The following is an 18,942-nucleotide window of genomic DNA, read 5'->3' as shown; positions in this document are numbered from 1 at the left end:
GGCGCGCGGCGGCGTCACGAACAGGCAGTGAATCCGGCGCGCATCCACGACGAGTTCCCCGCGCCCGCCTACCGGGGCGCGCAGGAACACGCGCTCGCCGACGTCCGCGACGCCTTCGCGGCCGGCAACGACGTCGTCCTCGTGCGCGCGCCGACCGGCTCGGGGAAGTCGCTCATCGCCCGCGCCATCATGGGCTGTGCGCGCGCGGTCGACGAAGCCGACCCCCACCAGGCGACGGGCGCGTACTACACGACGCCGCAGGTCTCGCAACTCGACGACGTCGCCGCCGACGACCTGCTCGACGACCTCAAGATAATCCGCGGGAAGAACAACTACACCTGCATCCTCCCCGACGAGGAGCACACGCCCGTCGACCGCGCGCCCTGCGCCCGCGAACGCGGCTACGACTGCGCGGTCAAACACCGCTGTCCGTACTTCTCCGCACGCGCCATCGCCTCCGCGCGCTCGCACGCCGCGATGACGCTCGCGTACTTCATGCGCACCGCGGGCAGCGAGGTGTTCCGCAAACGCGACGTCTGCGTCATCGACGAGGCCCACGGTCTGGCCGAGTGGGCGGAGATGTACGCGACGGTCGAACTCGGCCCCCGGACCGTCCCCGTCTGGGACGACCTCCGCGTCCCCGACGTCGACGGCGCGGAGGCGGCCGCGCGCTTCACCGACCGCCTCGTCTCGGTCTGCGAGTCCCGGAAGGACGAACTGCTCGGCGCGGACGAACTCGACGCCGAGGAGGCCGCCGAGCGCGACCGCCTCCAGGAACTCATCAGCGAGGCCTCGTGGTTCGCGGAGGACTACCGCGACCCCGAATCCGCGACGACGTGGGTCGTCGACCAGGGGAGTGATAAGCGCATCACCGCGAAGCCGATGAACCCCGCGCGCTACCTCAAACACACCGTCTGGGACCGCGCGAACCGCTTCGCGCTCCTCTCCGCGACCATCCTCGACAAGGACGCCTTCTGTCGCGCCGTCGGCCTCGACCCCGCGAACGTCGCGCTCGTGGACGTCGAGCACACCTTCCCCGTCGAGAACCGCCCGCTCTACGACGTGACGCGGGGGAAGATGACCTACGAGGAGCGCGACGACACCCTCCCGAAAGTCGCGCGCACCCTCGCGCGAATCATGGTCGCCCACCCCGACGAGAAGGGCATCGTCCACTGCCACTCCTACGCGATCCAGGAGGCGCTCGTCGAGGAACTCGACGCGCTCGGCGTCGCCGACCGGGTCCGCGCACACGGGAGCGACACCCGCGACGCCGACCTGGAGGCGTGGAAAGCGTCCGACGAACCCGAGGCCTTTCTCTCCGTGAAGATGGAGGAGGCCCTCGACCTGGAGGGGGACCTCGCGCGCTGGCAACTCCTGTGCAAAGCGCCCTTCCTCAACACGAACGACTCGCGTGTCGCGCGCCGCCTCGCCGACGGCCAGTGGGCGTGGTACTACCGGAGCGCGCTCCGCACCGTCATCCAGGCCGCGGGGCGCGTCGTCCGCGCGCCCGACGACCACGGCGCGACCTACGTCGCCGACGACTCCGTCCTCGACGTCTTCGAGCGCGCACGCCACGACATGCCGCCGTGGTTTTGCGAGCAGGTCGAGCGCATGACGACGCCCGCCCTCCCCGACCTCGACGCGGACGCCGCCACCGCGAACGTCTCCCCCGGCACCCCGACCCCCTCGAAGACGGGGTCGTCCACCCGAAACGGCGGCGGGTCGGGTGGCCGTGGCGGACGCTCCGGGGGTGGCAGTAACGGAGGCGGTCGCGGGGGGCGAACGTCGCCCGACTCCGCGGCCGGCGGCGCGAGCGGCGACGACGCCGGCGACGCCGAGCGCCGGAGTCCGATGGCGGACGTCTGGGACGTCGACTAGTCCACCTCGCTCAGACCGCGGAGAGGACGTACGCGACGGTCGAGAACAGCATCAGGGCGGCGAGGAACAGCGCGATGACTTGCTGGCGCTCCATACCGACGCTACGGACCTCGACGCGTAAAAACGGCGGGGCCTATCCGAGCGCCCAGACGACCGCCGCGCCGACGACGAGCAGCGCGAGCAGGAGCGCGAGCCAGACGTGGCGCTCGCCCTCACCCATCGCCGACCACGATGTCGAGGACGCCGTGGACGACGCCCTCGCTGTGCGACTTCACGACGCGCGCTTCCACGTCCGTCACGGTGACGTCGCGCGCCTCGCAGACCGCGCGGACGCGCTCCGTCGACCGCTCGGGGAACCGGTCCTCGGGACACGTCGTGTGGACGTGGAGCGTCCCCGACCCGCCGAGGGCGTCGAGCGCCGCCGCGAGGTAGTCGCTCCGTGGTCCGGTTCCGTCCCTCTCGTCTCCGCCATCGCCTGCGTCGTCTCCACGCGTCTCGCGCTCGCCTGCGTCGTCTCCGCGCGCCTCGCGCTCGCCCCCCTCGTCCCCGTCCGTGTCCTTCGCCGCGTCGCCCTCGCTCGCGCCGTAGCCGCCGAGGCTGTCGTAGTACCCCATCACGACGCGGTCGAACGCCTCCGTCGCCTCGTAGTCGCGGCAGTCGCCGAGCACGCACTCCACGCGCTCCGCGACGCCGTTCAACTGGGCGTTCTCCGCGAGGTAGCGGAAGGCCGTCGGGTTCCGCTCGACGGCGACGACGTGCGCGCCGGCGCGCGCCATCGGGAGCGCGAAGTAGCCGACGCCCGCGAACATGTCGAGGACGCGTTCGTGCTCGCGCACGACCTCGCCCATCCGCGCGCGCTCGGCCTGGTTCCCCGGCGCGAACATGACCTCGGCGAGGTCGAGGGCGTACTTCGTGCCGTGCTCGGTGTGGATGGTCTCCGTGTCGCCGCTCCCCGCGACGACCGACACCGCGGGTTCGCGCGCCTCGCCGTGGACGCCCTCGCGCGCGAGCACCGTCCCCGCCTCGCCGTGGAGGTCGAGGAGGGCCTCGCCGACCGCCGCCCGCTCCTCGGCGTCGTAGCCGTCCGGGAACGCGACCAGGACGACGTCGCCGACGACCGCCCACGAGGACGGCGCGGCCGCGATCGCCGCCTCGTCCCACCCACGCTCGCGGAGGTGGTCGTCGAGGCCGGCCGTCCGCACCTCGGGGTCGTCCTGCTCGACCAGCGCGTCGAACGTCGTCGCGCGCGGCTCGGCGAGCACCGGTAACTCGACGCGCTCCGCGTCGTGCTCGCGCACCTTCCGGGCGTCGTCGTAGACGCCCTCGGCTTCGAGGCCGTCGAGCTTCGCCTCGGCCTCCGCCTTCGGGACGACGACGGCGAGCGCGTTCACGACGGGAGGACGTGGATGCCCGCGCGAGACTTCAACACCGGCACCTCTGTCTCGTCGGTGTCGAGGTAGTCGGGGCGCGCGACCGTCACCGACGCGTACGTCTCGGGGTCGAGCACCTGCACGGCGTTCTCGTCCTCGACGGCGACGAGCGTCGTCTCCTCGCCGTCCGCACGCGTTCCGAGCTTCCGGGCGTCGGGGGCGTCCCCGACCTCGTGGGTCGCCTCGAACGGCTCGCCCGTCGTCAGGCGCACGCCCTTCAGGTTCCCCTGCACGGAGCGCACGAGCACCGGCCCCTCGTCGTCGTCCGCGAGGTCGATCACGTCGCCCGGGACGAACTCCGGGAGCCGGATGGCGAACGTCACCCGGTACACCTCGTTGCCGTCCTCGTCCTCCGTCACCAGCGTCTCCGAGGAGTCGTACGCCCCGCCGAGCTCCTCGGTGAGCTTGCGCGCGACGTTCTTCCCGATCTTCGTGTCGGAGAGCTTGAGGTCGAGGCCCTCGGGCTTCTCCGTGACCTCGGTGACGAACGCGTTCCGGTCGCCCGTCGCCTCCATCGACTCCGTTATCTCCTCTGCGATCTCGCGGGCGCGCTCCGTCTCCTCGCTCGTCGGCGTTCGGTCCCCGACGGCGCGCACCTGCACGACGCTCGCGTAGTAGTCGCCCGCGATCCGCCCGCAGCGCTGACAGGTCTGCTTGGCGATTTTCACGGGGACGGTGAACTCCTCAACGAGCGGTTCGCCTCGAACGACCCCGGAGAACTGACAGTGCATCCGGATCGTCGTCTCGTCCACCTGCTCGGGGTCGACGCCCCACGAGACGTCCTCGGCGTCGACGTGGACGCCGAGCGCCTCCGACACCGACTCGATGGCGACGTCCGTGTAGTCGCGCGCGCCGACGTCCTCCCAGCGGTTCCCGCGCTCGACGGCCCCGCAGTGCGCGCAGACCGTCACCTCCACGCGCTCGGGCGCGTCCACGAGCTCGAAGTCCTCGAAGTAGCAGTCGTTACAGAGCGCCCGCTCGCGGCGAGTGTGTCCCGTCGCCCCCTCCGGGACGGAATCGCCACAGCGCGGGCAGAAAGCGGCCTCGCTCATACAGAGTGAATGGGCGCGAGAACGGTTAAACCCGGTCCTTCGGGTGTGTGCGTCGGTCACTCGGGGGTGTGTCGATTCCCCGTGCACCGTTGTGGTGTGTCCCACCGCCACCGGCCCGCCGTGGGGACGGCTTTTAGTCTCACACCGCCAAGGTCGCGTACATGGAGTGGAACACGGACTGGGGCCTGCGGGCCCGGATGGTCCTGACGATGGTCCTCCTGTTCGTCCTCTACCTCGTCTTCGCGGGGGCGCTCGTCGCGTACCTGGGCGGCGGCCTCCTCCTGATGGCGCTCTTCATCGGGGGGTTCTCGCTCGTCCAGTACCTCTTCAGCGACCGCCTCACCCTCTGGAGCATGGGCGCGCGCGAGGTCTCGGAGGACGAGTACCCACACTTGCACGGGACGGTGGGGCGACTCGCGCAGGGCGCGGACCTCCCGAAGCCGACCGTCGCCGTCGTCGACTCGCGCGTCCCGAACGCCTTCGCCACGGGGCGCTCGAAGAACCACGCCGCGGTCTGCGTCACGACCGGCCTGCTCGACACGCTGAACGACGAGGAGCTCGCGGGCGTGCTCGCGCACGAGCTCGCGCACGTGAAACACCGCGACATGGCGGTGATGACGGTCGCGTCGTTCCTCTCGACCATCGCGTTCGTCATCGTCCGCTGGGGGTGGCTCTTCGGGGGCAACAGCCGCGACCGGAACGCAGCGCCCGTCTGGGTCGCCATCGTCGTCTCGCTCGTCGTCTGGGTCGTCTCCTACCTGCTCATCCGCGCGCTCAGCCGCTACCGCGAGTACGCCGCGGACCGCGGCGGCGCGCTCATCTGCGGTAACCCCGCGGCGCTCGCCTCCGCGCTCCTCAAGATCGACGGCCGGATGGAGCGCGTGCCGACGGAGGACATGCGCGAGCAGGCCGAGATGAACGCGTTCTTCATCATCCCGCTCTCGGGCGGGACGCTCACCCGGCTGTTCAGCACGCACCCGCCGACGGAGAAACGCGTCGAACGCCTCCGCGCGCTCGAACGCGAGATGGAGACCAGGTCGAGCGCGTAGATGGGCCTCCTCGACACCGTTCGTGACGTCCTCGGCCTCAGCGCCGAGGCGGACGCGACGCGACCCGCGGACCCCGAGGACTTCTTCCAGCTGAACGCGGCGTCCGTGACGATGGAGGCCGACCTCGACTACGCGCCCGGCGAGCGCGCCGGGCTCTGTCTCTCCGCGATGGACTCGACGGACTTCCGCAGCACCCTGCGGGACGTCGAGGACGTCCTGGAAAGCGGGGGATTCCGCGAGATTCGGACGGACGACCACGGCTACACGTGGGCGGTCGTGGAACGCGACGACATCACCGACCTCACGACCGAACTCTACGTCGCCGCGGACACGCTCGCCGAGCGGGGCTACGGCGACCGGCTCCTCGCCGCGGTCTTCCCGTTCGACCCGCTCGACGGCGGCCGTCCCGTCTACTGGGTCTACTCGTTCAAGCGCGGCACCTTCTACCCCTTCGCGCCCGCCGGCGACCACGAGCGCGATTCGAGCACCGAAGTCACCCTCCAGTCGGTCCTCGACGGCGAACTCGACGTCGAACCCGACACCGCCTACTGGTACCCCCTCTGGCCGGACGCCCCCGGGGGACACCCCTGGGAGTAACGGGAGCGAACGCGGACTTACTCTTCGGCCTTGAACGTGCGCCTCACCCCACCGAGCGACCGCGTCACGCCCCGCAGTTTCACTTTCACCCTCCTGTGTACGAGGGTTTATCCCCACGGGCGCACAACGGAGGAGTACATGCCCGATGTAGACCTTGAGGAGCTCTCCGGCGTCGGCCCCGCGACCGCCGAGAAGCTCCGCGACGCCGGCTACGACTCCTTCCAGAGCATCGCCGTCGCCAGCCCCGGCGAGCTCTCCAACACCGGCGACGTCGGCGAATCCAGCGCCAGCGACATCATCCAGAGCGCCCGCGAGCAGGCCGACATCGGCGGCTTCGAGAGCGGCACGTCCGTCCTCGAACGCCGCGAGCAGATCGGCAAGCTCACCTGGGGCGTCCCGGAGGTCGACGAGCTCCTCGGGGGCGGCGTCGAGACGCAGTCCATCACCGAGGTGTACGGCGAGTTCGGGGCCGGCAAGTCCCAGGTGACCCACCAGCTCTCCGTCACCGTCCAGCTCCCGAAGGAGCACGGCGGTCTGGAGGGTTCGGCCGTCTTCGTCGACTCCGAGGACACCTTCCGCCCCGAGCGCATCGACGACATGGTTCGGGGCCTCGACGAGGAGGTCCTCGCGGACACCATGGAGCTCCACGGAATCGAGGAGGGCGACCCGACCGACGAGGCGGACCTCGACGAACTCGTCCAGCGCGTCCTCGACAAGATTCACGTCGCCAAGGCGTTCAACTCGAACCACCAGATACTCCTCGCCGAGAAGGCCAAGGAGGTCGCCCAGGAGAACGAGGACACCGACTGGCCGGTCCGACTGCTCTGCGTCGACTCCCTCACCGCGCACTTCCGCGCGGAGTACGTCGGCCGGGGCGAACTCGCCGACCGCCAGCAGAAGCTCAACAAACACCTCCACGACCTGCTGCGCATCGGCGACCTCCACAACACCGCGGTCGTCATCACGAACCAGGTCCAGTCGAACCCCGACTCGTTCTTCGGCGACCCGACGAAACCCATCGGCGGGAACATCCTCGGGCACACCTCGACGTTCCGCATCTACCTCCGCAAGTCGAAGGGCGACAAGCGGATCGTCCGGCTCGTCGACGCCCCCAACCTCGCGGACGGGGAAGCGATCATGCGCGTGCAGGACGGCGGGCTGAAGCCCGAATAGACGCCGCGAGACCGCACCGCGACCCCACCCCACCGTCCGGCCTACTCGATCAGGCGCTCTTTTTGCGCCCGCGAGAGCTGTTTGATCTCGTACTCGCGGCTCATCGCCGCGCTCTTCGACTCGTACGTCTCGGTGTATCTGAGCTCGACCGGCGTCCGCCCGCGCGTGTACTTCGCGCCCTCGCCGGCGTCGTGTTCGCGCACGCGGCGCTCGATGTCCGTCGTGTATCCCGTGTAGAACGTCCCGTCGGCGCATTCGAGGACGTAGACGTGGTGCACGCTCACCCCTCGCGGGCGGCCGCGATCCGGCGCGCTATCAGGCCGGCCTGCGCGCCCGCGACGAACCCCGCGTCGACGTTCACGGCCGAGAGGACGGTACACGACTGGAGCATCCCGAGCATCGCGGCCTCGCCGCGCCCGCCGTGGCCGTACCCCGTGGAGACGGGGAGGCCGATCACGGGCGCGTCGAGCAGGCCGGCGACGACGGTCGGGAGCGCCCCCTCGCGCCCGGCGGCGACGACGACGACGTCACACGCCCGGAGGCCGTCGACGCGATCGAGGAGGCGCGCGATGCTGGCGACGCCGACGTCCTCGACGCGCTCGGTTCGGGCTCCCATCTCGGTCGCCACGGCGTCGGCCTCGCCGAGCGCCGCGGCGTCGCTCGTGCCGCCCGAGACGAGGCCGACGGTGGCGTCCAACGCGGGCGGCTCGAACGCGGGCGCGTGGGCGACGACGACCCGCGCACGCTCGTCGACTCTCACGTCGGCGTCGGGGTGTTCTTCGGCCATCGCTGCGCGGACCGCGGCCCGCCGCTCGCCGTCGGCGCGGGTGACGAGCGCGCGGCCGGCCGTCTCGACCGCCGTCGCGGCGAGCGCGCCGACCTCCGCGGGGGTCTTCCCCTCCGCGAGGACCGCCTCTGGGACGCCGCGACGCGTCTCGCGGGCGGCGTCGAACCGCCCGGCGTCCGTCGTCGCGTACCCCGCGAGCTCGGCCTCGGCCGCCGCGACCGACAGCTCGCCGGCCGCGAGCCGTTCGAGCACGTCACGCATAAACGACCCGTCGCCCCCCAAATACAGGTGGGTTTCGCTTCCCGATCCCCCGACAGAAGGCCCTCTCACGTCAGTTTATGGGAAGCCTTATTAACGAGGCAAGTAAAGCAAACGCCGTATGGCAGACCTCATCGTTAAGGCCGCCGTGAAGGAAGCGCTCGAGGAGAAGAACGTCGCGTCCGACTTCTACGATGCGCTCGACGAGAAGGTCGAGGACCTCCTCGACGACGCCGCCCGCCGCGCCGAGGAGAACGGTCGCAAGACCGTTCAGCCGCGCGACCTGTAAACGAGACCTCCCCGTTTCTCCGTTTTATTTCGCCGCGTAGTCGTACCGCTCGACGCCGTCCTCCGTCCCGACCAGCACCGCGTCGGCGAGGCCGACGAACAGCCCGTGCGCGACGACGCCCGGGACGCCCGAGAGGTCGACCGCGAGCGCGTCCGGGTTGGCGAGCGCGCCGAACGCGCAGTCGAGCACGAGGTTCCCGTTGTCCGTCACCACCGGACCGTCCTTGCGCGCGGCGGCGCGGAGCGTCGGCTCGCCACCGAGGTCGTCCAGCGCGGCCTCGACGGGCCGGCGGGCCGACGGGAGCACCTCGACCGGGACGGACGCGTCCAGCCCCCGCGCCGCCTTCGTCGGGTCCGCGACGACGAGGAACCGGTCCGCGGAGGCGTCGACGACCTTCTCGCGGGCGTGCGCCGCCCCGCCGCCCTTTATCAGCGCGCCGGTCTCGCGGTCGAACTGGTCCGCGCCGTCGATGGCGACGTCGACGCCCCCGACGTCGTCCAGCGTCGTCACGGGGACGCCGACCTCGCGGGCGAGTTCGCGCGACTGGAAGCTCGTCGCCACGCCCGTCACGTCGAGGCCGGCGTCGACGCGCCGCCCGAGCGCGCGGATCGCGTGCGCCGCCGTGCTCCCGGTGCCGAGGCCGACGACGTCACCGTCGTCCACCGCCTCCGCGGCCCGCTCGCCAGCGTGTCGTTTCGCCGTCTCGCCCCCGCCGGTGCGCTTCATACCCGCCACCTACGACCGAGCCCCCAAAAACCGTCCGAAGCCGCCTACGCCACTACAACCGGCGCTCGACCGCCTCGGCGTCGTGCGCGAGCGTCAGCGTCCGCGAGCGCCCGCGGCCCTCCAGGCTCTCGTAGCGCGCGTCGATGAGGTCGAGGCGGTCGAGCTTGTTCACGAGCTCGGTGTAGCGCGTGTAGCCGAGGTCCGTCCGCTCGGCGAACGCGTCGTAGACGTCGCCCGCCCGCCCGCCGTCGTGTTCCGCGACGGTTTCGAGGAGGGCGCGCTCCACGTCGCTCAGCGCCTCGATGTCACGGGTGAGTCGGTGATTCCGCGCGCGCTCGCTCACCGCCTCGACGTCCTCGACTTCGACGGTCTCGGAGGCCCGCGACTCGGCGTGGAGGCCGGCGCGCCGGAGCATGTCGATGCCGACGCGGAGGTCGCCCGCCTCCGCCGTCTGCTCGGCCACCCGGTCGAGCACGCTCATCGGGAGCGCGCCGTCGCGGAAACCGACGCGGACGCGCTCGCCGAGGATGTCCGCGACCTCCTCGCGGTCGTAGACGGGGAAGTAGGCCTCCTCCGGGCGGAAGACGGACTGGACGCGCCCGTCGAGAGCCTCGACGACGTCGAGGTCGGTGTCGGAGGAGACGAGGACGACGCCGACCTTCGCGCCCGGGTGCGTCTCGTGGGCGCGCAACAGCGAGTAGAGCGTGTCGCTCGCCTCGTTCTCGTAGAAGAGGTAGTTGACGTCGTCGAGCGCGACGACGAGCACCTCCTCCTCGTCGACGAGGCGGTCCGCGACCTGTCCGAAGAGCTTCTTGAACGACACCCCGGAGGAGGGCGGTTCGTAGTCGAAGATCGACTGGAACACCCGCGAGAAGACGCCGTAGCGCGTCCCGTCCACCTGACAGTTGACGCGGACGGGGCGGACGCCGGGTTGGCCGCCGAGTTCGCCGAAGAGCTTCTGAATCGCCGTCGTCTTGCCGGTCCCCGGCGGCCCGCGGACGATGGCGTTCAGCGGCCGGTTCCCCCGGACGGCGGGCCGGAGGGCGTACTGGAGGGTCTGGAGTTGCGACTCGCGGTGACGGAACGCCTCGGGCACGTAGTCGATCTCGAAGACGTGCTCGTCGCGGAACACCGACTCGTCCCACGACAGCATCCCGTCCGAGTCGTCGGCCATCGCCGTGACGTGGGTCCGCGCGCCACATAAGCCTTCGCGGGCGGTCGACGCCTCGACCCGCGCCGCTCCGTCGCGCTTCGCCGCTCCGCCGTCTCTCCCTTCGCCCGGCTCCCACCCTCTCCGCCGCCGCTCCGTCACGCGGCGTCCGCGTCGAACTTCTCCAAGAGGTCCTCGTAGAACGCCGCGTCGTCCGCCTCGCCGGCGAGCTTCTCCACGATGAGCTCGGGCGTCGAGCGTGCGAGCAGGTCCTTCTCGGGGGAGCGCTCGACGACGAGTTCGCCGTCCTCCAAGCCGACCGCGCGGATGCCGTCCACGTCGACGTCGTAGTCCGCGGCGTCGCGGACCTCGCCCGCGAGGTGAGAGACGAAGACGCCGGTCGCGCCCGCGCCGTGGAGCGCTTCGAGGATGCCGGCGACGATCTTCGCGGACGCCCCCGGTTCGGTGATCGACTCCAACTCGTCGACGAGCACGCACTTCGCGTCCGCGCCCCGCGTGAGCGCCGCGAAATCCCGGAGCGTCGACTCGAACGCACCCGCATCGAGCGTCCCCTGACTCTTCGCGTGGTAGTGGAGTTCCTCCACGTCGGGGACGCGGGCCGCCTCGGCGGGCACCGGGAGCCCCATGTGCGCGAGCACGACGACGACCGCGACGAGGTCGAGCGTGCTCGTCTTCCCCCCGGAGTTCACCCCGGAGAGGAGCGCGACGCCATCGACGCCGTAATCGACGGGCTCGACCTCGTCGAACGGCACGTCGAGGAGCGGCGAGCGCCCGCTCTCGATGTCGAAGCCCGCACCGCCACGCGTCGCGGGCGCGCAGTCGAAGTCCGCACAGAAGCGCGCGACGGCGAGCTCGACGTCGAGTTCGAGGGCGTCCCGCACGAGGTCGCTCGCGCCCGCCCGGAGGTCCGCGAGGCGCGCCGCGAGGTCGCGCTTTCGCTTCGCGGCGCGTCGGTCCCGCTCCGCGACGAGCTCCTCGCGGAGGCGTGAGACGGCCTCATCGCGGCGTTCCACGGGGTACGTCGGCTCGTCGCCGAAGATTCGCACCGCGAGGTCCGCCTCGTCGTCCCGGAGCGCGAGCGCGTCCGCGACGTGCTCGCGCGCCGCCGTCACCGCCTCCGCGTACTCGTCGGCGAGTTCGCGCGAGAGCAGCGAGTCCACGCCCGCGCCGCGCTCGACGAGCGAGAGGAGGTCCGCCCCCTCGATGGTGACGTCGCGCTCCTCGATTGCCTCCCGGAGGCGGTCGTTCGCCACCGACTCCGCGGTCGAGACCGCGGCGTCGAGGTCGTCGACGGCGACGCTCAAGCGCTCCAGCTCGTCGTCGCCCGCGACGCTTCCGTCCGCCGCGAGGTCGGCGAGCGCGCCCTCCAGTTCGTCGAGGTCCACCGGTGCGTCCATCCCCGCGCGTCGGTGAACCGTCGCGGCCGCGCGCAGCGACGCCCGGTTCGTCGCGAAGAACGCGAGCGCGCGCTCCGGGACGTGCTCCGCCGGGTGGTCGAACGCGTTCGGGTCGACCGTCACGTCCCCGTCGATGGCGACGCCCGCGAACGCCTCGTCGAGCGCGACCACGGACGAGTAGCCCCGCGCGAGGTCCGCGAGTCCGCGCGCGTCGTCCACGATCTCCACCGGAAGTTCGGGGAACGCCGCCGTCGCCGCCTGATACGTCTCGGCGTCGGCGGTGGCGAGACAGCGATCCCGGACGGTGACGCCGTCCGGCCGCGTGATCGGCTCGACATCGGTGAGCGCCTCCCGCACCGCCGGGTCGAGCGACCGCTCGCGCGCTCGCTCCGCGAACGCCGCGACCTCCTCGATTCGGGAGGCCGACGCCGTCGGGTAGAGCGTCGCCAGGCGGTGCTCCGCGTACGCCGTCGTCGCGCGCTCCTGCAACAGCGCGAGCACCGCGTCGTACACCTCGCGGGCGCGGTCGGTGGCGAGGAAGCCACCGGGGTCGTCGTGGCGCGCCCGGATCGCGCCGCGGACGATACGCGCCGCGCGGCCCGTCGAGATGCCGGGCGCGGACGCCACGGCCGCGACGTCCTCGCGTTCGAGCGCCCCCGCCGGGTCGTCGAGTTCGCGGAGCCGCTCGGCCGTCTTCGCGCCGACGCCGGGCACGTCCTCCAAGTCCATCGCCGGTGAGTCGGACGGCATCGGAAAAAAGCCCTCGCCTAGTAGTGCGCGTACTCCTCGGGGTAGAGCAGCGCCTTCCGCCAGCGCCACGCCGCGTTGACGGTCCGCAGCGCCGCACCGACGACGAGCGCGGGCGCGTAGCAGACGAGCGCGAGGCCGGCCGTCCACGCCGTGCCGTCGCGTGCGAGGCCGAGCGCCTCGAACGCCCGCGTCGCGCCCTCCACGAGCAGTGCGCCCGGGACGCCGAGCACCCCGAGCGTCCCGCCCGTGCCGACGAGCGCGTTCGTCAGGACGAGCAGTGCGAGCACCGCGAACGACCACCAGACGGCGCGCCCGCCGAGCCAGCGCGCGACGTCCTCGATGTCGGGCATCGGGCGTCCGAACGCGCCCCGAGGGCTTAAAACGCCCGTCGCGGCCACCCCTATCGGTACACGGAAGGCGGTGGCGGACGGAGGTGGGAGGCATGACCGTCGAGGCCAAACTCGACGCGGCCCGCGACGCCCTCGCGGAGCGCGACGGCGTGCTCGTCGCGTTCAGCGGCGGGGTCGACTCCGCCGTCGTCGCCGCCCTCGCGCACGACGCGCTCGGCGACGACGCCGTCGCCTGCACCGCGAAGAGCGAGACGCTCCCCGAGGCCGAACTCGCGGACGCCAAGCGCGTCGCCGACGAGATCGGCATCCGCCACGAGCTCGTCTCCTTCAGCGAGCTCGACGATCCGAACTTCGTCGAGAACGACGGCGAGCGCTGCTACCACTGCCGCTCGATGCGCCTCTCCGAGATGTTCTCGGCGGCGCGCGACCTCGGCATCGGGACCGTCTGTGACGGGACGAACGCCTCCGACCCCGGCGAGGGTCACCGTCCCGGTCTCCGCGCCGTCGACGAACTCGACGCCTACTCGCCGCTCCGTGCGGCGGACATCACGAAGGACGAGGTGCGCGAGATCGCCGAGCGCTACGACCTGAGCGTCGCGGAGAAACCCTCGATGGCGTGTCTCTCCTCGCGCATCCCGACGGGCCTCGAAGTGACCGAGGAGAAGCTCTCGCGGGTCGAGAAGGCCGAGAAGCTGCTTCGCACGTGGGGCTTCGAGCAGTTCCGCGTCCGCGACCACGACGGCCTCGCGCGCATCGAGGTCGCTCCAGAGGAACTCGACGTCGCGCTCACGACCGAGTTCGCCGAAGCGGCGCGCGAGCACCTCTCGGACGTCGGCTTCGAGCACGTGACGCTGGACCTGCACGGCTATCGGACGGGGTCGGTGTCGCCGGCGAACGAGGGCGTAGAAGCGGACGCCGACGACTAGAGCCGACGGTTGCTCCGGCTTTTGGTCCAGCTTTTGCCCCCGGCAAAAGATGGTCGCACCACGTGACGCTGGACCTGCACGGCTATCGGACGGGGTCTGTGTCGCCGGCGAACGAGGGCGTAGAAGCGGACGATTGAACCTCCATCTTTTTCCCGCTCGGGTTCGCCTGCGGCGAACCGCTCGCGGCAAAAACATGGGTGAAAAAGGCCGCGACGCGTAGCGTCGCGGGGAATCGCTCACTACCGGGTCCTTCGGACCGCTCGTTCGCGCGAACGCTGGCGTTCGGCTCGCTAGCTGAACCTATAACGTCGCGGTGCAGTCTGCAGTCCAGCGTACGCGGCGCTTCGCGCCGCGTTTCACCGAGCGACTCCGTCGCTCGGGAGTTTTTCACCCATGTTTTTGCGCGTCGAGGGTCGCGCTCCGCGCGACCCCTTCGCGGAAAAAGATGGAGGGTCAGTTCCCGGTCCACCGGAGGAGCAACAGCGTCCCCTCGAAGAGGACGATCATGGTGGCGGCGACGACGACGGGCGCGACGCCGGTCGGGTCGGGGGTGGCGAGGAAGGAGACGCCGGCGAACGCCCCCCAGAAGAGGAGGCGGCGGTCGGCGAGCCACCGCCGGGTCGTGAGCCCCATCATGATGGCGAGCATGACGAACAGCGGAATCTGGAAGACGATGGCGAGGTAGGCCATCAGGACGAGGATGAGGTTGAACGTCGAGCCGAGCGCGAGCGCGGCGTTGGCGACGCTCGTCGAGTAGTAGAGGAAGTAGGACATCACGCTCGGGACGACGACGAAGTAGGCGAAGACGACGCCGACGACGGCGAGGACGAGGCTGGTCGGAATCGCGGCGAGGTAGTAGCGTCGCTCGTGCGGGTAGAGCCCGGGGCGCATGAAGGCGTACGTCTCGTAGACGATGACGGGGAGCGCGACGACGACGCCGGCGATGGAGGCGACCTTGAACTGCGTGACGATGAGTTCGAGCGGCGCGTAGACGTGCGGTTGGGCGGTCGAACTCGCCGGGAGGACGCCGTCCCAGATGAACGTGATGAGGGTGTCGCCGAAGGGGAAGAGGAGCGCGCTCACGACGCCGGCGACGAGGACGACGATGCCGAGGCGACGAACCATCTCCTCGACGTGGACGGCAACCGGCTGCTCCTCGTCGCTCTCCGGCCCCTCACCGAAGACGCCCTCGTCGTCCACGTCCGCATTCGCGTCTACCTCGGTGTCCGCGGGCGCGGGCGTCGCCTCCGTCGCGTCGCGGTGTTCGCCGGTGTGTTCTTCGAGGTCGACGCCACTCTCGGCGACGGTCGGCCCCTCGTCGGGCACGGACGGGTCGCCGGTGTCGGGGACGTCGTCCGGCGGGTCCGCGTACTCCTCGTCCGCCGCGTCGTCGGCACCGTCCGATCGACCGTCGTCCGCGGTGTCCGCCGACTCGTCATCGGCGTCGTCCGCCGACTCGTCATCGGCGTCGTCCGCCGACTCGTCCGCGGTGTCCGCCGCGCCCTCCGCCGACGCGTCGTCCCCGTCCGATGCGTCGGCGTCCGTCTCGCTGTCGTCGTCGGTCGTCGCACCGTCGGGGGCCGTCGCGTCGCCCTCGCTCACGTCGGTGACGTCCGGCTCGATCCGGCCGGTGTCCACCGGTTCGGCGTGGGTGACGTCCTCGCCGTCGGCGTCGTCCCCGTCGGGCCCGTCGTCGGACGGCCCGTCCGGTGCGTCTCCCATTCTCTGCCTACGGTTGGCGACGCGGGCGTTATAGGCTTTCTTTTGGGTACCGACGGGAAGATTGATAACGGGAAACCGGCTACCGGACACAAATGAGCGACTCGGGGGTCATCAGCGAGGACACGGCCCGCGCTGTCGACAAGGGCCGCGAGACCATCGGCGTCTTCGTCGGGGCCGCCCGCAAGCGCCTCCAGGTCGTCTTCATCGCGTTCGTCGTCGGGCTCTTTGGCGGCATCATGGCGATGCGGACGTACATCTGGCCGGCGCTCAAGCGCGACCTCATCACGAAGCTCGGCCTCGATTCGAGCGTCGAGGTCATCTTCCAGACGCCCTTCGACGTCATCCTCCTCCAGGTGAAAATCGGGATGGTCGTCGGCGTCCTGCTCGCGCTCCCGATCCTGCTGTACTTCGCCAAGGCACCGCTCGCGGAGCGTGACATCGTCCCGGACGTCTCGCTCTCGCTCTGGCATCTCGCGGGCGGCGCGCTCGTCGCGCTCTTCCTCGCGTTCGTCGGCGTCGCCTACGCCTACGAGCTGTTCTTCCCGCTGATGTTCGAGTTCCTCGCGGGGAACGCGATGAGCGCGAACATCAAGCCGATGTACTCCATCGTCGCGTGGACGCAGTTCATCCTCGTGCTCGCCATCTCCTTCGGCGTCGCCGCACAGCTCCCGCTCGTGATGACGGCGCTCTCCTACCTCGACGTCGTCCCCTACGAGACGTTCCGCGACTACTGGAAGCACGCCGTCGTCGCCATCTTCATCTTCGGCGGGCTGTTCTCCCCGCCCGACCCCTTCACGCAGATCATGTGGGCGGTGCCGCTGCTCTTCCTCTACGCGATCAGCCTCTATCTCGCCAAGGTCGTGACGCTCGCCCGCCGCGGGAGCGAGCGCATCGACCTCCGCGCACAGCTCCGCTCGCGCTGGAACGTCCTCGCGGGGAGCGCGGTCGTCGGCTTCCTCCTCGGCTACGGCTTCTTCGGCTACGGCGGCGTGAGCGCTGTCAACGGCGCGCTCGCGGCCGTCGCCGCGGCCGACCTCCCGCTCGTCGGCGGCGCGTTCGACACCTTCGCCGCGAGCGGCGTCCCGAGCGCCGCCGACCTCGTCGGCCTCGGTGCGGACGCCTCGCTCGCCGTCGTCGGCGTCGCCGTCGCGTTCTTCGTGCTCGTCGTCGCGCTCGCCTACGCGGTCTACGACGCCATCGCCGCGGCCGCCCGCGCCGAGTCCGCGGTCTACGGCGGGCGCGCCCCGAAGCCCGAGAACATGAACCTCGACGTGCTCGACGCCGCGGGCGTCCGCGCCGCCCCCGACGAGCGCTTCGACGCGATGGACGAAGCGGAAGCCCTCAGCCTCGCCAACGCGGCGATGGAGGCCGACGACCCCGAGAAGGCCGGCGCGATTCTCGACCGCTTCGACGCGGCCGAGGCCCGCGCGAAGGCCGAAGCGGCCGAGAGCGAGGGGGAGGGCGACGGTGCGACGACCGCCGAGGGCGAGGGCGAACCCGACGAAGCCGAGGGCGAGGGTGAGGCGTCCGGGAACGTCTTCTCGCGGACGAGCGCGGGGATGCTCGACGCCTTCACGGACGAGGAGACGACGGAGGACGACATCGGCGGCTACTACCACGACCTCCAGTTCATCGTCGGGAGCCTGCGCTCGCGGCTCTTCTGGCTCGTCGGCTGGTTCATGCTCGTCCTCGCGGTCGTCTTCGGCTTCCTCTATCAGGGCGGCCTGGGATTCGTTCGGGACGACTTCATCGGGCGCATCCCCGCCGAGGCGCTCCAGGGGAACCCCGAGGCGCTCGGCTGGCCGGTCGCGCTCCACCCCGTCGAGGCGCTCATCTTCTCGGTGAAGCTCTCGACGGTCGTCGCCGCCGTCGCCTCGGTCCCGCTCGTCCTCTTCTTCGTCTGGCCGGCGCTGCGCGAACGCGGCTTCATCGCGGCGCGTCGCGGCGTCGTCACCGTCTGGGCGGGCGCCATCACCGTCACCATCGTCGCGGGGAGCGTCCTCGGCTACATCTTCGTCGCGCCGTCGATCATCTCCTACCTCGTCTGGGACGCCTTGCAGGCGCAGGTCATCATCAGCTATCGGATCAGCGACTTCCTCTGGCTCGTCTTCATGACGACGGCGGGTATCGGCCTGCTCGCGACGGTCCCGGTGACGATGTGGCTCGCGCACTGGTCGGGCGTCGTCGGCTACCCGAGCATGCGCCGGCGCTGGCGGGTCTTCGTCATCGCGGCGTTCGGCTTCGCCGCGCTCGTCACGCCGGACAGCCTCTACACGATGGTCGTCGTCGGCGCGCCCATCGCCATCGCCTTCTTCCTCGGCCTCGCCGGCCTCTGGGTCGTCACGCTCGGCGGCCGGCGCGGCGGCGGTGGCGCGAGCCCCGACGACCCCGCGCCCGACGAACGCCCGGCGTAACGAACGCGCCGCTTAACTATTCGGCTGCGAATACTCGACTATGCCCAAAATCTCCGTCGACGTCCCACAGGAGCTCCTCGACGACCTCGACGACCACGTCGGCGACGACGGGAAGTTCGTGAACCGATCCGACGCCGTCCGGGCCTCCCTGCGCAAGACGCTCGACGTCCTCGACGACATCGACGCCCGCCACGGCCGCCTCGGTGCGGACGACACAGAGAACGCCGAGGACGCCGAGGATGTCTGAGGGCGCGACCGAGACGCCGCTCGCCACCGGCCGGGTCGTCCTCGTCGCCCTCTTCGTCACGGCGCTCGTCACCGCCCAACTCACCGCCGCGAAGATTCTCGCCTTCGACATCCCCGTCTCCCTCCCCGTCACGGGGAGCACGCTCGTGATGCCGGGCGCGGCGCTCGCCTACGCGCTCACCTACTTCGCCAGCGACTGCTACAGCGAACTCTACGGTCGCCGGGCCGCCACCGTCGTCGTCAACACCGGGTTCGCCATGAACCTCGTGTTGCTCGCCCTCGTCTGGTCGACGATTCTCGCGCCCGCCGCGGCCTCCTCCATCGACCCCGGGACGTTCGCCGCCGTCCTCGGCTCCTCGACGAGCATCGTCGCCGGGTCGCTCTGCGCCTACCTCGTCAGTCAGAACTGGGACGTCTTCGTCTTCCACGCCCTCCGGCGGCGCACCGACGGCGCGTACCTCTGGCTGCGCAACATCGGCTCCACTGCCTCCAGTCAGGCCATCGACACCGTCATCTTCGTCGGCGTCGGCTTCTGGCTCGCCCCGACCCTCCTCGGCGGTCGACCGCTCCCCGCGGCCGTCCTCGCGTCCCTCATGGTCGGCCAGTACGTCCTCAAGCTCCTGATCGCGCTGCTCGACACGCCGTTCGTCTACGCAGCCGTCGCCCTCCTCGGCGAGCGCGGCTCCGGTGGCCGTGTCGCACCGACCGAATAGTCGCTTCGCTTCGA

At 70.9% G+C, this 18,942-nt stretch carries 18 protein-coding genes; 9 read left to right on the top strand and 9 right to left on the bottom strand.

Annotated elements, in window-relative coordinates:
* Nucleotides 1–27: 27 nt before the first annotated feature.
* On the top strand, nucleotides 28–1,878 hold the full coding sequence (locus tag IEX84_RS03375; RefSeq protein WP_188869790.1) for a helicase C-terminal domain-containing protein: 1,851 nt from the start codon (nucleotides 28–30) through the stop codon (nucleotides 1,876–1,878).
* Nucleotides 1,879–2,090: 212 nt separating this feature from the next.
* On the opposite strand, the gene IEX84_RS03370 is transcribed toward IEX84_RS03375, so the two are convergent.
* Entirely contained in the window at nucleotides 2,091–3,269 is a 1,179-nt protein-coding gene (locus IEX84_RS03370) for a class I SAM-dependent methyltransferase (protein ID WP_229732291.1), read from the bottom strand.
* A complete protein-coding gene (locus tag IEX84_RS03365; RefSeq protein WP_188869788.1) occupies nucleotides 3,266–4,360 on the bottom strand; it encodes a 60S ribosomal export protein NMD3 in 1,095 nt (364 codons plus the stop codon). Before IEX84_RS03365 ends, IEX84_RS03370 begins: the two co-directional genes overlap by 4 nt.
* A gap of 161 nt (nucleotides 4,361–4,521) precedes the next feature.
* On the opposite strand from IEX84_RS03365, the gene htpX reads away from it, so the two are divergent.
* The 3 genes from htpX to radA all read left to right on the top strand — a co-directional run bounded on the left by htpX (nucleotide 4,522) and on the right by radA (nucleotide 7,179).
* Nucleotides 4,522–5,409, top strand: coding sequence for a zinc metalloprotease HtpX (gene htpX / locus IEX84_RS03360; protein WP_188869786.1), 888 nt, complete (start codon nucleotides 4,522–4,524; stop codon nucleotides 5,407–5,409).
* The gene (pspAB, locus tag IEX84_RS03355; protein WP_188869784.1) at nucleotides 5,410–6,006 is read left to right on the top strand and encodes a PspA-associated protein PspAB; all 597 of its coding nucleotides are present in this window, start codon (nucleotides 5,410–5,412) and stop codon (nucleotides 6,004–6,006) included.
* 138 nt (nucleotides 6,007–6,144) lie between these two features.
* Complete coding sequence (gene radA / locus IEX84_RS03350; RefSeq protein ID WP_188869782.1) at nucleotides 6,145–7,179, top strand: DNA repair and recombination protein RadA; 1,035 nt, start codon at nucleotides 6,145–6,147, stop codon at nucleotides 7,177–7,179.
* A gap of 41 nt (nucleotides 7,180–7,220) precedes the next feature.
* Here the strand turns inward: radA and IEX84_RS03345 are convergent, their stop codons facing one another.
* Both IEX84_RS03345 and larB read right to left on the bottom strand, forming a co-directional pair.
* Nucleotides 7,221–7,463: a GIY-YIG nuclease family protein gene (locus IEX84_RS03345; RefSeq protein ID WP_188869780.1), complete on the bottom strand. Its 243-nt coding sequence runs from the start codon at nucleotides 7,461–7,463 to the stop codon at nucleotides 7,221–7,223.
* Nucleotides 7,460–8,227, bottom strand: a complete 768-nt coding sequence (larB, locus tag IEX84_RS03340) for a nickel pincer cofactor biosynthesis protein LarB (RefSeq protein WP_188869778.1) — start codon at nucleotides 8,225–8,227, stop codon at nucleotides 7,460–7,462. Before larB ends, IEX84_RS03345 begins: the two co-directional genes overlap by 4 nt.
* Nucleotides 8,228–8,345: 118 nt before the next feature.
* On the opposite strand from larB, the gene IEX84_RS03335 reads away from it, so the two are divergent.
* Entirely contained in the window at nucleotides 8,346–8,513 is a 168-nt protein-coding gene (locus tag IEX84_RS03335; RefSeq protein ID WP_020222877.1) for a DUF1931 family protein, read from the top strand.
* Between the two features lie 24 nt (nucleotides 8,514–8,537).
* Here the strand turns inward: IEX84_RS03335 and rpiA are convergent, their stop codons facing one another.
* The 4 genes from rpiA to IEX84_RS03315 all read right to left on the bottom strand — a co-directional run bounded on the left by rpiA (nucleotide 8,538) and on the right by IEX84_RS03315 (nucleotide 12,907).
* A complete protein-coding gene (gene rpiA, locus IEX84_RS03330) occupies nucleotides 8,538–9,239 on the bottom strand; it encodes a ribose-5-phosphate isomerase RpiA (protein WP_188869776.1) in 702 nt (233 codons plus the stop codon).
* A 52-nt stretch (nucleotides 9,240–9,291) separates the two neighbouring features.
* Nucleotides 9,292–10,413 (bottom strand): ORC1-type DNA replication protein, encoded by a 1,122-nt coding sequence (locus IEX84_RS03325; protein ID WP_188869775.1) that lies wholly within the window; start codon nucleotides 10,411–10,413, stop codon nucleotides 9,292–9,294.
* 134 nt (nucleotides 10,414–10,547) lie between these two features.
* Nucleotides 10,548–12,536, bottom strand: a complete 1,989-nt coding sequence (locus tag IEX84_RS03320; RefSeq protein ID WP_188869773.1) for a MutS-related protein — start codon at nucleotides 12,534–12,536, stop codon at nucleotides 10,548–10,550.
* A gap of 38 nt (nucleotides 12,537–12,574) precedes the next feature.
* Nucleotides 12,575–12,907 (bottom strand): hypothetical protein, encoded by a 333-nt coding sequence (locus IEX84_RS03315; RefSeq protein WP_188869771.1) that lies wholly within the window; start codon nucleotides 12,905–12,907, stop codon nucleotides 12,575–12,577.
* Nucleotides 12,908–12,999: 92 nt separating this feature from the next.
* Here IEX84_RS03315 and larE point away from each other — a divergent pair, with 92 nt between their 5' ends.
* Entirely contained in the window at nucleotides 13,000–13,833 is an 834-nt protein-coding gene (gene larE, locus IEX84_RS03310; protein WP_188869769.1) for an ATP-dependent sacrificial sulfur transferase LarE, read from the top strand.
* Nucleotides 13,834–14,286: 453 nt separating this feature from the next.
* On the opposite strand, the gene IEX84_RS03305 is transcribed toward larE, so the two are convergent.
* Nucleotides 14,287–15,555, bottom strand: coding sequence for a twin-arginine translocase subunit TatC (locus tag IEX84_RS03305; RefSeq protein WP_188869767.1), 1,269 nt, complete (start codon nucleotides 15,553–15,555; stop codon nucleotides 14,287–14,289).
* A 92-nt stretch (nucleotides 15,556–15,647) separates the two neighbouring features.
* Between IEX84_RS03305 and IEX84_RS03300 the strand changes: the two genes are divergently transcribed.
* From IEX84_RS03300 to IEX84_RS03290, 3 genes are read left to right on the top strand one after another with little or no spacing between them, the layout of a single operon-like run.
* Nucleotides 15,648–17,969 (top strand): twin-arginine translocase subunit TatC, encoded by a 2,322-nt coding sequence (locus IEX84_RS03300; protein ID WP_188869765.1) that lies wholly within the window; start codon nucleotides 15,648–15,650, stop codon nucleotides 17,967–17,969.
* Between the two features lie 40 nt (nucleotides 17,970–18,009).
* The gene (locus IEX84_RS03295; RefSeq protein WP_188869763.1) at nucleotides 18,010–18,216 is read left to right on the top strand and encodes a CopG family transcriptional regulator; all 207 of its coding nucleotides are present in this window, start codon (nucleotides 18,010–18,012) and stop codon (nucleotides 18,214–18,216) included.
* On the top strand, nucleotides 18,209–18,928 hold the full coding sequence (locus IEX84_RS03290) for a queuosine precursor transporter (RefSeq protein WP_188869761.1): 720 nt from the start codon (nucleotides 18,209–18,211) through the stop codon (nucleotides 18,926–18,928). Before IEX84_RS03295 ends, IEX84_RS03290 begins: the two co-directional genes overlap by 8 nt.
* Nucleotides 18,929–18,942: the final 14 nt, after the last annotated feature.

This window comes from Halarchaeum rubridurum (assembly GCF_014647115.1).
Lineage (GTDB): Archaea > Halobacteriota > Halobacteria > Halobacteriales > Halobacteriaceae > Halarchaeum > Halarchaeum rubridurum.
This window is presented reverse-complemented; position numbering and strand designations above follow the sequence as displayed.

What these genes read in the sequence shown, in the direction of transcription:
- IEX84_RS03365 (WP_188869788.1), bottom strand. Translation starts at nt 4,360, where the DNA reads ATGAGCGAGGCCGCTTTCTGCCCGCGCTGTGGCGATTCCGTCCCGGAG.
- htpX (WP_188869786.1), top strand. Translation starts at nt 4,522, where the DNA reads ATGGAGTGGAACACGGACTGGGGCCTGCGGGCCCGGATGGTCCTGACG.
- pspAB (WP_188869784.1), top strand. Translation starts at nt 5,410, where the DNA reads ATGGGCCTCCTCGACACCGTTCGTGACGTCCTCGGCCTCAGCGCCGAG.
- radA (WP_188869782.1), top strand. Translation starts at nt 6,145, where the DNA reads ATGCCCGATGTAGACCTTGAGGAGCTCTCCGGCGTCGGCCCCGCGACC.
- larB (WP_188869778.1), bottom strand. Translation starts at nt 8,227, where the DNA reads ATGCGTGACGTGCTCGAACGGCTCGCGGCCGGCGAGCTGTCGGTCGCG.
- IEX84_RS03335 (WP_020222877.1), top strand. Translation starts at nt 8,346, where the DNA reads ATGGCAGACCTCATCGTTAAGGCCGCCGTGAAGGAAGCGCTCGAGGAG.
- rpiA (WP_188869776.1), bottom strand. Translation starts at nt 9,239, where the DNA reads ATGAAGCGCACCGGCGGGGGCGAGACGGCGAAACGACACGCTGGCGAG.
- IEX84_RS03325 (WP_188869775.1), bottom strand. Translation starts at nt 10,413, where the DNA reads ATGGCCGACGACTCGGACGGGATGCTGTCGTGGGACGAGTCGGTGTTC.
- IEX84_RS03320 (WP_188869773.1), bottom strand. Translation starts at nt 12,536, where the DNA reads ATGGACTTGGAGGACGTGCCCGGCGTCGGCGCGAAGACGGCCGAGCGG.
- IEX84_RS03315 (WP_188869771.1), bottom strand. Translation starts at nt 12,907, where the DNA reads ATGCCCGACATCGAGGACGTCGCGCGCTGGCTCGGCGGGCGCGCCGTC.
- larE (WP_188869769.1), top strand. Translation starts at nt 13,000, where the DNA reads ATGACCGTCGAGGCCAAACTCGACGCGGCCCGCGACGCCCTCGCGGAG.
- IEX84_RS03305 (WP_188869767.1), bottom strand. Translation starts at nt 15,555, where the DNA reads ATGGGAGACGCACCGGACGGGCCGTCCGACGACGGGCCCGACGGGGAC.
- IEX84_RS03300 (WP_188869765.1), top strand. Translation starts at nt 15,648, where the DNA reads ATGAGCGACTCGGGGGTCATCAGCGAGGACACGGCCCGCGCTGTCGAC.
- IEX84_RS03295 (WP_188869763.1), top strand. Translation starts at nt 18,010, where the DNA reads ATGCCCAAAATCTCCGTCGACGTCCCACAGGAGCTCCTCGACGACCTC.
- IEX84_RS03290 (WP_188869761.1), top strand. Translation starts at nt 18,209, where the DNA reads ATGTCTGAGGGCGCGACCGAGACGCCGCTCGCCACCGGCCGGGTCGTC.